Here is a 13850-nt window from a genome sequence, read left to right as displayed (position 1 = left end):
TCACCCGAAACTAAACTGTAATGCTTTTTTCCACTAAATTTGTCTACGTTTTTCAAAAAAGTAAAACAGATTGTTCTAATTCCGTTCGTCTTTTTTTCGGATCGAGGAGGTTCAGATCGATGCTAAGTCACATGAGAATCCGAAAAAGGGGAAACCGCTTTATCCGATGGGCACTTTTATCCTTAGCATGCCTACCCATAACGTTGCTGCTCGGCCTCGTTATCCTGTTGCTTTCGGCGAAGATTGCCGGACCAATGGACATTCCTTCTTCCCGTCCTGCTATCTTTTATGATCAACATGACCAGTACATCGGTAAATGGGACACGACAAACAGACGATGGACAGACATTGAAAAAATGGCACCTTCAATCAAACTCGCGACACTTGCCGTTGAAGATCGTCGCTTCTTTCAGCACCATGGTTTTGATTTTCGTCGTATTGCTCAATCAGCATTTATTGACATGCGTAGCTTAACAAAGGCTCAAGGTGCAAGTACAATTACCATGCAATATGCCAAAAATTTATTTTTATCCAACGATAAGACTTGGCTACGTAAATTTTCTGAAATGTTCTATACCATGCGACTTGAAATGAATGAATCGAAGAAAGAAATTTTAGAAGGCTATTTGAATACAATTTATTACGGACATGGCGCTTATGGAAGCGAATCAGCTGCGCATGTGTACTTTAACGAGAAGGCTAAGGATTTGACACTCGCACAGTCCAGCATGCTTGCCGGAATTCCGAATGGTCCAAGTCTCTATTCGCCTTTTCTCCATTATAACGAAGCGAAAATGCGTCAAAAAATTGTTCTAAATACGATGGTTAAAAGCGGATTTTTAACAAAGAAACGTGCAAAAATCGCCTATAATGCGCCACTTCAATTGGCACATCCTGAAAAAAACACTGTGAAAAAAGCGCCCTACTTTCAAGATGCAGTCCGGCATGAACTCACAGAGAAACTACATATTAGTCAAAAAGCATTAGCATCTGGTGGACTCAAAGTCTATACAACCCTTGATTCTGAGACTCAGAATATGGCGGAGTATTGGGTAAAACATACGATCCCGGCCTATTCAAACATACAAACTGCGCTTATTGCTTTAGATCCCAAAAATGGTGGTGTTGTTGCAATGGTCGGGGGGCGAGACTATCAAACCAGTCCCTTTAATCGTGCGACTCATGCAAAACGCGCGCCTGGATCTGCATTCAAACCCTTTCTCTATTATGCAGCATTGCGCAACGGATTTACGCCAGCAACCCGACTCAAAAGCGTGCCTACCTCATTTTCATTTGACCATGGACATTCTGATTATTCGCCACATAACTTTGGTGGATATTATGCAAATAAGCCAATCACAATGGAACAAGCACTTGCACTCTCTGACAACATATTCGCAGTAAAGACTCATCTGGCCATTGGCATGGAAGAACTTGTGAACGCCGCACATCGTTCCGGAATCACCAGTGCGCTGGCACCAATCCCATCACTTGCTCTTGGATCAAAGCCAGTGAGTGTCTTGGAACTTGCTCGCGGCTATGCCACGTTCGCAAATGAGGGTGCACGCATTAAACCAGAATTAATCACCCGAGTAGAAGATGACAAGGGCCGCACACTTTATGAATGGAACCCTCAAAGAAAGCAAGTGCTCAATCGCCAGACATCATTCGTTTTGTCGCAGATGATGACCGGCATTTTTGACAAGCGATTAAATGGCTATACGAAAGTCACCGGCAGTCCGGTTGCCCGCACACTCTCTCATAAAGTAGCTGCCAAAACCGGTTCCACGTCTTCCGACAGCTGGATGGCAGGATTCACGCCGGATCTGGTTGCTGCAGTTTGGGTAGGCTACGACAAAGGGGAAACCATTAACACCTCCCCGGATACCGGCTATGCCAAAACTATTTGGAGTCACTTTTTCGAAGATGCACTCAAAGGTACACCGAAGAATCGGTTTCATCCTCCGGACGGAGTGGTTCGTGTCCGTATTGATCCGAAAAGCGGTTTACTGGCAAGTAAAGGTTGTGTTGGACGACCAACCTATTTTGTCAAAGGTACCGAACCCACAGTCTATTGCGAAGAAATAAACAAAAAGTCCTTGAATCATTCAACAGAGAAGAAAACACATCATTCACTGTTCAATCGTCTCTTTCACTGGTGGAAATAAATTGAAAAACGACCGAATCCCTTGCAGATAAAGGAATTCGGTCGTTTTTTTACATTCAAATCAATATCTCAATATGGAGAAGATCCTATACCTCCGGATATGAAATCACGTATTAATTGATTTCCAACTGTGCCTTTAATTCAGGATTTGCCATTTCCCATTGACCAGGGGCAACGCTTTTCAGAAAATCACGCAGCACTTTTTTGGACCCCGCATCCATTTCATCCAGAACGACATGCCCTTTTAACGCTTTATCCATTTTGTTCACATGATCGGCAAGTACCTTATAACCACGCTTGATTTCGCGATGAATGATCATTTCCGCAGCAGCAGCTCCTGAGTAGCGAGGCCCCTCTTTTGTTACTTCCGTATTTACCCAGACAAGCCAGTATTTCTTGCCGCCACCCTGAAGATCTGCTTTATCCGTGGAAAAACGAATCCGACGTTCAATAGCGCTTCGTGCGTGAAGTGCACCCATATCCACTTCCGCTGTCCCAGCTTCTACATCAATAATGACAGGGGACATGTTGTCTAAATTAATCAAACCGGCACCAAATCCTCCGTGTCCTTTCGTAGAATCCCCTTTTATTATATTAAATCCTGATTTTTTTCCATCCTGATGAAAAATATCCAACGCATTCACCCTTTCAGCAAGTGATTCATCGCACTGTAACTATTTTATCATACGTAAACCATTCACGCTCTTTTGCCTTTCGAAGATCCATTGACAGCTTTCCATTAATCATACTTTCTATACCGCCCTTACCAAGAATAACTGAGCCTATGCGCATTTAAAGATTAAATTAATTGAATCAAATCCGATGATCATATAGACTCAGAGGTAATGATATTGTGAACCTCTATTTAGTCCTTAAAGAATGCGAGGAACCGCTATGCTTAGCAAAAAGCCCCTTTCTGTACATGGAAAGTTCGGTCTGGAACGGGAAAATTTAAGAATCAATGCCGATGGAACATTAGCATTGACGCCGCATCCTCAGGCATTCGGCAACAAACACACCAATTCTGAAATAACAACCGATTTTTCGGAAAGTCAATTGGAACTTGTAACCCCGGTGGCTTCATCAATTCACGAAATGCTGGCACATGAAAAACGACTGACAAAAGTAATTTATTCAGGAATTAAACCTGAACTGCTTTGGCCGCTTAGCAGTCCACCTGATCAACTTCCTCCTGATGATCAAATTCCAATCGCTGATTTTGGTTTAGAAGGAAAAGAGAAGACAGACTATCGCATTTATTTATCGAAAAAATACGGCAGAACGAAACAACTTTATTGTGGCATACATTTTAATTTTTCAGTGGAAAAAAGCGGTCTTATATCGAATAAAGAACGGAACTTATTTTATCTTAATCTTGTTGCTAATGCGTCTCGTTACCGTTATTTCCTGATGTATTTACTGTCTGCGAGTCCTAAAGTCGTGCAAGGCATTCACTACCGCTCTGTCAGATTAAGTAGTCATGGCTATCAAAATACAGTTCCGGTCTATCCGGATTATTCAAGTCCTGAAGCCTACATTGCTTCACTCCAAACGTACGTCAATCAAGGTGTGATTGAAAGTCCACGGGAACTTTATCAGCTCGTCCGCATTAAAGGAAAAGGATATGAAGACCTCACGCATGCGCCGGAAGCAAGCCGTGTAGAATTACGAATTTCGGATCTTAATCCGCTTTTTGATGAGGGCATTAATCCAAATGATCTCTACTTGATGCATTTGTACCTACTTTGGTGTGCACAGAATGAGCATTCAGTGTTTACCCTTGAAAAACAGAAGGAAGCAACACTATTATCCAATGAGGCAACAATGCTCTATGTCTCTCCTTCTTTTTCAAAGAGAATGGATGAGATGTTTCACGCGTTGCAAAGTTTCCTGAAACAGCAGACATTTCCGGCTTGCTATACACAAGCTCTGGATGAAGCTCTTTTGCGCTGGAGAAACCCTTCCAAAGGTTATGCAGAGCAAATCCGAAGACAATTAGAGACAGACCCTAATGTAGCAATGAAATGGGCGGTGCGCATGAAGCATGCCCATGAGAATTCCAGCCATTTTACCTACTAGTTCAGCAAACTCTATTAGAACTGGGCACCATTGTGACCATTGCCAAAAGGCCTAACAACGCTTATTCTAAGGAGAGTAATGTCCAATTGAATGGAAAAAGCCTCGCGCCAGTTCATACTGTGGCGCCATTTTCTTGATATTGGGCAAATGCAGGCTGCCCTTGGAGGATTTGAGACGCATGATCTTGGTAAGATGCATTAAAAATGTATATGGAGAGACCGTCGAAGGGCCTCTTGACTTATTGGAAGAGCGATTACTTTTCAAGGTGAACAATTTCTATATAGCAGGACAGGATAAGGAAGGTCACCTCGTCACACAAGATGAAGAAGGCGAACCGCATATTATTGCCGACAACCGCGAAATTCTTAGCGGTGACTCTTGGTTTCATGAACATTTTATTCTGATGTGAATCTCCGTTTCCATTTTTTCTTTCAAACAGGGAAGGTGTATACAATGAGCACTATTCAATTTGAGCTAGTGAAAAAGATCGGGACGTTGACAGAATCATCAAGTGGTTGGACAAAGCAGTTGAACATCATTCGTTGGAATGGGCGGGCGCCAAAATACGACCTACGCGACTGGGCACCGGACGGTGAAAAAATGGGAAAAGGGCTCACGCTCAGCCTTGATGATCTTAAGGCTTTGAAGGTACTATTAAATCAACTTGAAGAACTAGAATAAACGGATGGCGAAACGCCATCCGTTTTTCTCGTTCTATATCAATTCATTCATCTAATGCTACTTACCCTATGTTCGATTGGACAGAGCAGTCAACAGATCATCGAATAACCGGGTAGTCAATCGATCGAAGGATTCGAATTTCCTCAATAAACAGCGTAGCACAGTCAAGGTCTGAACCTATTGGCTTTTGTTCAATCGATTTAATCTTCTCGATTGCTTCACGGTGCGGCAAGTGATCAAAATAGAGCAACAAAGCTACACATTCAAGAAACTGAGCGTTCTGGTCAATCAACTTTTGCGTAAGATTTTTCATGTCTGGTAATACGTTTTTATAATGCGAAAGAAAGCCTTCTCCCGCTTCTGAGAGTCGATATCGAAATCGTTCCTCTTCGCCTTTTTCTTCTCTCGTTTCGACCAAAAACCCGAAATCACATAACTCTTCAAGCTGAACCGAAAGTTCTTCTGAGTAAGGACCGGAGAAATGAAAATGAAAGATTTGTTTAAAAGGATAGCCCAGTTTCTGAAGTATGTAGACGATTCTCTGAAGCTTCTTGCCCCCTGAGATTTCACCGGCTTGACGAATTAGAGATGCAATTTTAGCGTGATCTTCCAACATGTATCTTGTTCCCCCATGTATCGCTCATTATCTCTTTTTCAAAGCATTTCCTTATCTTTTTTACATTTTCCTTAGATGCCCAAAATCTCTTTTATTTTCTTTTTTGCAGATGAATGGTCAGGTAACTCAACTACTCGATCTTTTGGATAATAGAGTTTAACGTCGGTTCGACGCATGCCGGTAATAGAGCCGACAACATCCGACTCTCGTGATAACTCATGAAGGCGTCCGTCCGGCATTAACAGCCTTATCGGTTGACTTGCACCTTCCTTTCCCGGTCGATACAAATCATACGGCGAATTAGACGATGAATCGACCTGCAAATAGTACTCCGAATCAATTCCTGCTGCGCTAAATGCTTCGATCAGATCATTCTTTGCTGAGAGAAGCTCCGGAGTAAATTCAACATATTTGAACAGGCGCCGATTCATAAATCGACGACATAAGTCACTCAGAATTGCGTCGTTTTCTTCCTGCCACGCTTGAAAAAAATACATAATCACAGACTCATCCAATTTGAGATAATCACGAAGTACCATCGTTCCTTCAAAGATCTTAATCAATGGGACCGGTGTATACTTGAAATGAAACCCTTCTTGGTAAAGCCTTTTCGCTCGATGCAGAATCTGTGTGAGAATAACTTCCGCACTGCGCGTCACCGGATGGAAATAGACCTGCCAGTACATTTGATAACGACTCATTATATAATCTTCAACCGCATGCATTCCAGACAATTTGAAAACAATTTGATCCCCGTGAGAGCGCATTACTCGCCATATACGTTCCAAGTCAAAATGCCCATAACTAACACCTGTAAAATAGGCATCCCGGAGCAAATAGTCCATACGATCAGCATCAATTTGACTCGAAATGAGACTGACAACCAGTCGATTAGGGTACGTTTTACCAATAACATCGGCAACTTTTTCTGCAAAGCCACTGCCCTGCATGTCAAGGAGTCGATGAATCTCGGTATCGCCAAGTATAATCTCCTGTGTGTACTTCTCATGATCAGTGCCAAATACCTTTTCGAATGAATGCGAGAATGGCCCGTGTCCGACATCATGAAGCAATGCGGCACAAAGCGTCACCATTGTCTCCGAATCATCCCAATGATTCCTGTATTTAAAAATTTCAATGATACGTCTGGCAATCTCATAAACACCTAGTGAGTGTCCAAAGCGACTGTGTTCTGCGCCATGAAAGGTAAAGAATGTCGTTCCTAACTGTCGAATCCGTCTCAATCGTTGAAATTCAGAAGTTCCGATCAAATCCCAGATCAACCGATCACGCACATGGACGTAGCGATGCACCGGATCTTTGAATACTTTTTCCTCATTGAGCTTTTCAAACGATCGCACCAGGTTCATCACGTCCTATCTCTTTTGCGTTCGACCAGATTCCCGACTTGGACAAGTCAAGGTACTGCGACTATTATAGCTTTTTTGATAGATTTTGAAAACCGAGCATGATCTGATCGGTTTAATGGTTCAATGTAGTGCTCTGTGTACCTGTACTTCTGCGCGATGCGTGATTTTCACAGCTCATCAATGATCCGCTTCCTATTTTTAAAATAAACAGGGATGAGACTGTACTCCTTTGCCATTGCCAAACCAAGTGGATACAGCGTACCGATTGTGTCTGGAGTATGATTATCTCCACCAATGGTTACATAGCGACCACCCAATTCTTTGTATCGGCGCACAATACTCTCAAGACCTTCTCTAAATGGTGCCTGATCGATGAGTCGAAGATTGATTTCTAAGCATATGTCATTTTCAATCAATGTAAAGAGCAAGTTATCAATAAGCAGAGGAAAATCCTCATAGCGAAGACTATTATCCCTATAGTTCAAATAGCGACACGGATAGTCGATATGAGCAAATGTGTCAATGTATGGATTTTGATGAATGGTGTGCTCCGCATAAAGTAAATACTGCGTGAAAAAGTCTTGCTTCGACAGAAAGTTCTTCGCACGATCACTATATAGATCAAATTCTTGCAAGTTATGTACCGATCCGATGACCATATCGAATGGATGCGATTCGATGATTTTCCGATTGTGCGCGATATAATCCTTACGGTTATCCAAACCAAGCTCGATACCGAGTAATAATCGATCGCCACGATAGGATGAATACGTGTCAAAATAATTGTTGATCGCAAAATCAACTGCAGATCCATTCTCTTGGCGCTCGTTTAGATCATAGTGTTCGGTAAGTACCAGATTTAGATTGTACTTGTCTGCTTTCTTTAATGCCTCGTCAACAGTCATTTCCGCATCAAATGAAAATTTCGTATGATTGTGTGTATCAAATGGCATGATGGTCGTTTCCTCCATTCAACTGTCCGTTTTTACTTACAAATCCTTCAAACATATGTCTGTCAAGAACGATAGGGTGCACAGTTTTGACGTCAAATCAGCACGATTTAACTATTGCCTGAACAAAAATATCCACAAAGGAAACCATGATCACTGTGCCGATATGGTTATTTCAAAACATCAATTCCTATCCCTGATGTTAGCGAATAAAACATACGCACACTAATATTTCCTCCAGAACATCACTAGACTCGTCCTTAAAGTATAAATTTAATTACACTTTGAAACAATGAATGTCAAGAATTAATTTCTCTACCCCTTTTTTGGATCATAAATCCCGTACAAGTGCCCCTCTCCCCCAATGAACTTTTAAAAACCACTGTTGACGGATAAAAAATCGAGTGCTATATTTGAGACCACGCAAAAAACCAATTCTAATTTTTTTGAAGAGGCTGATTATTATGTCATTCCAATCCCATTTACGAGTCGTCATTATTATTTAGGGCCTAGGCAATCGTTGAAAATTAAACACGATTGTCCGGGTCCTCATTGGCGTTAAATGGGAGCCGGACAAAACTCCCATTTGTATATCAAATGGGAGTTTTTTAATGCCACAAATTTTCATTTTACAGAAAGGATGAGCACTATTGAGAAGTGATGAAATTAAGAAAGGTGTGGATCGTGCACCGGCACGAAGCTTGTTACGCGCTACTGGTATTGTACGAAATGAAGAGGATATGCATAAACCGTTTATTGCGGTATGCAACTCCTATGTAGACATTGTCCCAGGACATGTTCATTTAAGAGAATTGGCAGATGTCGCCAAGCAAGCAATTCGTGATGCTGGCGGGATTCCGTTCGAATTTAACACAATCGGTGTTGACGATGGCATCGCTATGGGCCATATTGGCATGCGGTATTCTCTACCAAGCCGTGAACTGATTGCGGATGCAGCTGAGACGATGATTAACGCGCACTGGTTCGACGGGGTATTCTACATCCCAAACTGCGATAAAATCACCCCAGGAATGCTGCTTGCTGCTGTTCGAACGAATGTACCTGCTATCTTCTGTTCCGGAGGACCAATGAAAGCGGGACTGTCCGCTCAGGGGAAAGCACTGACGCTCTCATCCGTATTTGAAGGCGTAGGAGCTTTTAAAGAAGGGCAAATCACAAAAGAACAATTTCTGGATCTTGAAGCCTCCGCCTGTCCGACCTGTGGTTCCTGTGCAGGCATGTTTACTGCTAATTCAATGAACTGCTTAATGGAAATGCTCGGTGTCGCCCTCCCCGGAAATGGAACAGCTCTTGCGGTGTCCGAAGAAAGGCGTGATCTGATCAAGCAATCCGCCTTAAAATTAATGGATCTCGTAAAAAACAATGTCCGTCCAAGGGATATTATCACCCCCGAAGCAGTAGATGATGCATTCGCACTCGACATGGCAATGGGCGGATCTACCAATACCGTGCTGCACATGCTTGCTGTGGCTTCCGAAGCCGGCATCGACTATGATCTCGATCGAATTAATCAAGTGGCGGAAAAAGTGCCCTACCTCGCAAAAATAGCTCCAAGTTCTTCATTCTCGATGCAGGATGTTCATGAAGCAGGAGGCATTTCCGCAATTATCAAAACGCTTGCCGACATAGGCGATGTCATTCACCCGGATCGAATCACCGTTTCCGGGCAAACACTTAGAGAAAATGTCGCCGATGCACACATCAAAAACCCAAAAGTCATTCATCCACTGGATGAGGCTTACAGTAAAACCGGTGGGTTATCTGTTCTCTTCGGAAACATTGCGCCAAAAGGAGCGGTCATTAAAGTTGGTGGTGTTGATCCTTCGGTCAAAACATTTTCAGGCGAAGCCATTTGTTTCAATTCTCACGATGAAGCAGTCGAGGCGATCGACAATCATACCGTCCACAAGGGACATGTTGTCGTCATCCGCTATGAGGGGCCAAAAGGCGGCCCGGGTATGCCGGAAATGCTGGCACCGACTTCATCAATTGTCGGACGTGGCCTTGGCAAAGATGTCGCTCTGATCACCGATGGACGTTTTTCCGGAGCGACGCGTGGACTTTCTGTTGGCCATGTATCACCAGAAGCCGCAGCCGGCGGACCGATCGCGCTTGTTCAGGATGGAGACCAGATCACCATTGATCTGTTAGCACGAACCGTACATCTCGATGTGACTGATGCCGAACTTAAGGAACGACGCAAATTATTAAAACCTTTTGTGCCAAAGGTTCGCTCAGGTTATCTCGCGCGTTATGCTGCGCTTGTCACTTCCGCCCATACAGGTGGTGTGATGCGTCTGCCTGAAGCATGGGCTCAGGCAGAGCAAACAGAGAAAGAAACAGACCCTGTCCAGTGATAAAGCGGTGATTGAAAAAAACAGAAGATCACCCTGCTTTAATAAAAAAACTTAAAGAGATACGAAAATGGAAAGGATGTTGCATTATGAAAGTTGTTGTTTCAACAGGACAGTTCTTGGGCAAGTATTTCGCACTCTTCGTTTTGGCAGCGGCAGCTGTCAGCTATTTTCAGCCAAATCTGATCACTTGGGTACTTCCTTATGTCAACGATCTCCTCGGCATAATCATGTTTGGGATGGGCATGACCTTGAAAAAATCTGATTTTGCTGCTGTTTTCAAGCGTCCTAAAGATGTCATCATTGGCGTTTGTGCCCACTATCTCATCATGCCACTCGTTGCTTTCGCCCTTTGTTTTGCATTTCATCTTCCTCCGGCCGTTGCTGTTGGCGTCATCCTCGTCGGCTGCTGTCCAAGTGGTACGGCTTCCAATGTTATGTGTTTTCTGGCAAAAGGCGACGTTGCACTCGGTGTTTCGATTGGCGCTGTTTCAACTCTGATTGCCCCTGTAATGCTCCCTCTTATGCTTTGGCTCTTAGCGGGTCATTGGGTAAAGATTCCGACAAGCTCACTTTTTGTCAGTGTCGTGGAGATTGTGATTGTGCCAATCGTTCTTGGTGTTTTGGTTAATACCTTCTTTGGCAAGAAGGTGCACAAAGTGACCGCTGCACTGCCACTCGTATCGACTGTCGCTATTATCCTGATCGCCGGTGGTGTTGTTGCAGCTTCTAACAAAAATGGTGACTTGTTGACAGCTAGCACGTTAGTGATTATACCTGTTGTGATCCTGCATAATCTTCTTGGCTACTCATTAGGTTTCTTTTTCAGCCGCTTGCTCGGCATGGATCATCTCAAAAGCCGCGCAATTACATTCGAAGTTGGCATGCAGAACTCAGCGCTCGGTGTCGCACTGGCTATTGCCTTTTTCTCGCCGGTTGCCGCTATTCCTGCTACCCTGTTTAGCATCTGGCACAACATGTCCGGGTCTCTTCTCGCCTCTTTCTGGGCAGGAAAAAAAGAGACTGATGTGAAGAACACGGATGTTGATGCTGCTGCAAGTACAGCAAACTGATCGTACCCGCTACACTTCATTGAAGAATTCGGCAACTCATAAAAACAAATATTTCAGAAAATACAAAATTATATTGACACAACTCTTCGTAAGATGGTTTCGTTTCATCACCAAATGCGTTCTTGAAAAAGCTCCCGTTCACATAATGTGGACGGGAGCTTTTTCTTAAAGCATAAAGGTGATTCAGGTCGCCTGCAGCCGTGCCATTTGGATGAGTCATTCATTTTAAACAGTGCGCATGCTTCATAGAAAAATTTAGACGAAAACAACGGGAATGAATCTGATGAACGAAAAGATGTGTGATGACAAACGCATCATCACACATCTTTTTATTATCTACATTATTTATTATAGATTTGAATTAACGCTTTTTCTGCACGAGCATCTTCCTTTAAGTTTGGAACAACGGCTCCATAATCATTGGCATTCGTCACAATGACCATTGTTGTCGTGTCATAACCCGCCTCTTTTATCTTATCTGGTTCAAAAAGTGTCAGAATGTCACCTTTTTTTACTTTCGTTCCATTTTCTACTTTCGGATAAAAGTACTGTCCTTTAAGTTCAACCGTATTAATACCGATATGAATCAATATTTCTGCGCCTGATTCCGATTTAATCCCATAGGCATGTCCAGTTGGAAACGCGACTGTGATCTCGCCATTTACAGGTGCTACACAAGTCCCTTCAGAAGGAACAACCGCAGCTCCGCTTCCCATAGCTCCCGAGCTGAACACTGGATCATCCACCGACTTCAACGGCACTGGGTGGCCTTCGATTGGACTGAATACTGTATCCGTCAACGTTAGATTCGATGTATCTACGACCGGTTCCTCTTGGACCTCTATCGCAGCTGCCGCTTCATCCTCATCGACCAACCCGAGCTTAGCTGTCTTTTTCTCTGTCAAGCTCTTCTTTCCTGAAGTAACCTTTGCAAAAAGCTTTTCCGAATTATTTTCATTAAACCCTAAGATGAGTACAAGCAGAAATGAAGTCAGCCATGCAACGAAAAAGGAAATGATCGCCAAGACAATACTTGAATTCTTCCCGATAAAGAGTGGAAATTCAAATACGTTCATGATTGGCGTGTATTGAAAGCATTTTACCCCTGCCGCACTAATTAATGCTCCACCAACTGCACCGCCTACAAGTCCAAAAATGAATCCTTTTTTATACTTTAAATTTATTCCATAAATGGCCGGCTCTGTGATTCCAAAAAATCCGCTAATCGCTGCTGAAAAAGCAATCTCTTTATTTTTTGCTTTCTTTGCTCGAAACACTGCACCGGTCACCGCTCCAAATTGTCCGGCAACAGCAACCATCATTACAGCAAGCAATGTGTCATAACCATAAGTCTGAATGTTAATCATCGAAATGGGTAATATGCCCCAGTGCAACCCGAAAATGACAAAGATCTGGAAGGTTGCGCCCAGGATACCGCCAGCGATTAAAGGGCTAAGTTCGTATAAAAATTTATACCCGTAGGCTAAGCCCGTCCCAAGTGTGGTTCCCAGTGGTCCGATCACCAAAAAAGTCAGCAAGCCGGCTACAATTAATGTTAAAAAGGGAACAAACACGAGTTGAGTAACTGCCGGCAACCGCTTCTTAAACCACCGCTCAATGTAACTTTCAAGCCAAATGGCGAGGATCGTTGGAATGACTGCACCACCGTAGGTTTTAAAGTCCACGCCATATCCAAATAAATGTGCTACATTAGGTATTTGGGTATCCGTCAATGGATAAACCATTGCGGCTGCCAAAGCAACGGCTATAAACTTATTCGTGTTGAATTTATCTGCTGCTGTAATCGCAATGAAGATCGGAAGTAGCGTGAACACACCGCTTGCCAGCGTATTAATGATGATATAAATAGGTGAAGAGATGGGGATGACATGATGTAGTGGTGTACTTGCAATGAGAATAGCTACACCCTTCAATACACCTGCTCCAGCAAGGACTGAAATGAATGGTGTGAAGATGCCCGAAATAACCGCAACGAACCGTTCAAACCAATGATCTGACTTGACCGATTCGGATGTTTCATTAGCATCGACTGCTTCGGTATTAGAATCGGCAGCAGTAAATCCATAGTTACTCATAATTGCTTCATAGACAGGGACTACTTCATCACCAATAACAACCTGATACTGACCTCCCGCACTCACCGCAGTGAGAACCTTCGGAAGATCCTCCAACATTTCTTTATTGGCCTTACTCTGATCATTCAATATGAAGCGTAATCGCGTTGCACAGTGAATTAATGACTTTACATTTTCTTGTCCACCGACATTAGCAACAATATCATCCGCTAGTTGAGTGTAATCCTTTTTACCCATATAAGGCCCTCCTATTAACCATTTTTAACATGTGCACATGTGTGCTAGATACTAAAAAAATCGAGTGAACAAGCCTTATTAAAATTTCTATTTATTAACCCATGCAATGCGCGTTTTTTTTCCTCCGTAGATGACTATGTACCTAGTAAACGAACTGAATTAGTATAAAATAGAAACATTTTATTGTCAAATTTATTTTCAGAAAT

At 43.0% G+C, this 13850-nt stretch carries 11 protein-coding genes; 6 read left to right on the top strand and 5 right to left on the bottom strand.

Features of this window, described 5'->3' with window-relative positions; translation table 11 throughout:
- Positions 1–119: 119 nt before the first annotated feature.
- On the top strand, positions 120–2168 hold the full coding sequence (locus tag NIE32_RS09235; RefSeq protein ID WP_253076605.1) for a transglycosylase domain-containing protein: 2049 nt from the start codon (positions 120–122) through the stop codon (positions 2166–2168).
- 112 nt (positions 2169–2280) lie between these two features.
- On the opposite strand, the gene NIE32_RS09230 is transcribed toward NIE32_RS09235, so the two are convergent.
- Entirely contained in the window at positions 2281–2802 is a 522-nt protein-coding gene (locus NIE32_RS09230; RefSeq protein ID WP_290443554.1) for a YwhD family protein, read from the bottom strand.
- A 259-nt stretch (positions 2803–3061) separates the two neighbouring features.
- Between NIE32_RS09230 and NIE32_RS09225 the strand changes: the two genes are divergently transcribed.
- The 3 genes from NIE32_RS09225 to NIE32_RS09215 all read left to right on the top strand — a co-directional run bounded on the left by NIE32_RS09225 (position 3062) and on the right by NIE32_RS09215 (position 4927).
- Positions 3062–4246 carry a glutathione synthase gene (locus NIE32_RS09225; RefSeq protein WP_253076603.1) on the top strand — a complete coding sequence of 395 codons (1185 nt, stop codon included), beginning with the start codon at positions 3062–3064 and terminating at the stop codon, positions 4244–4246.
- A 178-nt stretch (positions 4247–4424) separates the two neighbouring features.
- Entirely contained in the window at positions 4425–4655 is a 231-nt protein-coding gene (locus tag NIE32_RS09220) for a hypothetical protein (protein WP_253076602.1), read from the top strand.
- Positions 4656–4699: 44 nt separating this feature from the next.
- The gene (locus NIE32_RS09215; protein ID WP_253076601.1) at positions 4700–4927 is read left to right on the top strand and encodes a YdbC family protein; all 228 of its coding nucleotides are present in this window, start codon (positions 4700–4702) and stop codon (positions 4925–4927) included.
- Positions 4928–5024: 97 nt separating this feature from the next.
- On the opposite strand, the gene NIE32_RS09210 is transcribed toward NIE32_RS09215, so the two are convergent.
- From NIE32_RS09210 to NIE32_RS09200, 3 genes are all read right to left on the bottom strand, one after another.
- Entirely contained in the window at positions 5025–5543 is a 519-nt protein-coding gene (locus NIE32_RS09210; protein WP_253076600.1) for a YwgA family protein, read from the bottom strand.
- A 71-nt stretch (positions 5544–5614) separates the two neighbouring features.
- Positions 5615–6913 (bottom strand): HD domain-containing protein, encoded by a 1299-nt coding sequence (locus tag NIE32_RS09205; protein WP_253076599.1) that lies wholly within the window; start codon positions 6911–6913, stop codon positions 5615–5617.
- Between the two features lie 167 nt (positions 6914–7080).
- Positions 7081–7866, bottom strand: coding sequence for a PHP domain-containing protein (locus NIE32_RS09200; RefSeq protein ID WP_253076598.1), 786 nt, complete (start codon positions 7864–7866; stop codon positions 7081–7083).
- A gap of 647 nt (positions 7867–8513) precedes the next feature.
- Here NIE32_RS09200 and ilvD point away from each other — a divergent pair.
- Both ilvD and NIE32_RS09190 read left to right on the top strand, forming a co-directional pair.
- A complete protein-coding gene (gene ilvD / locus NIE32_RS09195; RefSeq protein WP_253076597.1) occupies positions 8514–10241 on the top strand; it encodes a dihydroxy-acid dehydratase in 1728 nt (575 codons plus the stop codon).
- Between the two features lie 86 nt (positions 10242–10327).
- Complete coding sequence (locus NIE32_RS09190; RefSeq protein ID WP_253076596.1) at positions 10328–11311, top strand: bile acid:sodium symporter family protein; 984 nt, start codon at positions 10328–10330, stop codon at positions 11309–11311.
- A 341-nt stretch (positions 11312–11652) separates the two neighbouring features.
- On the opposite strand, the gene NIE32_RS09185 is transcribed toward NIE32_RS09190, so the two are convergent.
- Entirely contained in the window at positions 11653–13644 is a 1992-nt protein-coding gene (locus tag NIE32_RS09185; protein WP_253076595.1) for a beta-glucoside-specific PTS transporter subunit IIABC, read from the bottom strand.
- Between the last annotated feature and the right edge of the window lie 206 nt (positions 13645–13850).

The organism is Sporolactobacillus kofuensis (genome assembly GCF_024125425.1).
Classification (GTDB): domain Bacteria; phylum Bacillota; class Bacilli; order Bacillales; family Sporolactobacillaceae; genus Sporolactobacillus; species Sporolactobacillus kofuensis.
Note: the sequence above shows the minus strand (reverse complement) of the source record. Positions and strands in the feature narration are given on the sequence as shown.

Coding starts and splice junctions, on each gene's coding strand:
- NIE32_RS09225 (WP_253076603.1), top strand. CDS start 3,062: ATGCTTAGCAAAAAGCCCCTTTCTGTACATGGAAAGTTCGGTCTGGAA.
- NIE32_RS09235 (WP_253076605.1), top strand. CDS start 120: ATGCTAAGTCACATGAGAATCCGAAAAAGGGGAAACCGCTTTATCCGA.
- NIE32_RS09210 (WP_253076600.1), bottom strand. CDS start 5,543: ATGTTGGAAGATCACGCTAAAATTGCATCTCTAATTCGTCAAGCCGGT.
- NIE32_RS09220 (WP_253076602.1), top strand. CDS start 4,425: ATGATCTTGGTAAGATGCATTAAAAATGTATATGGAGAGACCGTCGAA.
- NIE32_RS09200 (WP_253076598.1), bottom strand. CDS start 7,866: ATGCCATTTGATACACACAATCATACGAAATTTTCATTTGATGCGGAA.
- NIE32_RS09190 (WP_253076596.1), top strand. CDS start 10,328: ATGAAAGTTGTTGTTTCAACAGGACAGTTCTTGGGCAAGTATTTCGCA.
- NIE32_RS09215 (WP_253076601.1), top strand. CDS start 4,700: ATGAGCACTATTCAATTTGAGCTAGTGAAAAAGATCGGGACGTTGACA.
- NIE32_RS09185 (WP_253076595.1), bottom strand. CDS start 13,644: ATGGGTAAAAAGGATTACACTCAACTAGCGGATGATATTGTTGCTAAT.
- NIE32_RS09205 (WP_253076599.1), bottom strand. CDS start 6,913: ATGAACCTGGTGCGATCGTTTGAAAAGCTCAATGAGGAAAAAGTATTC.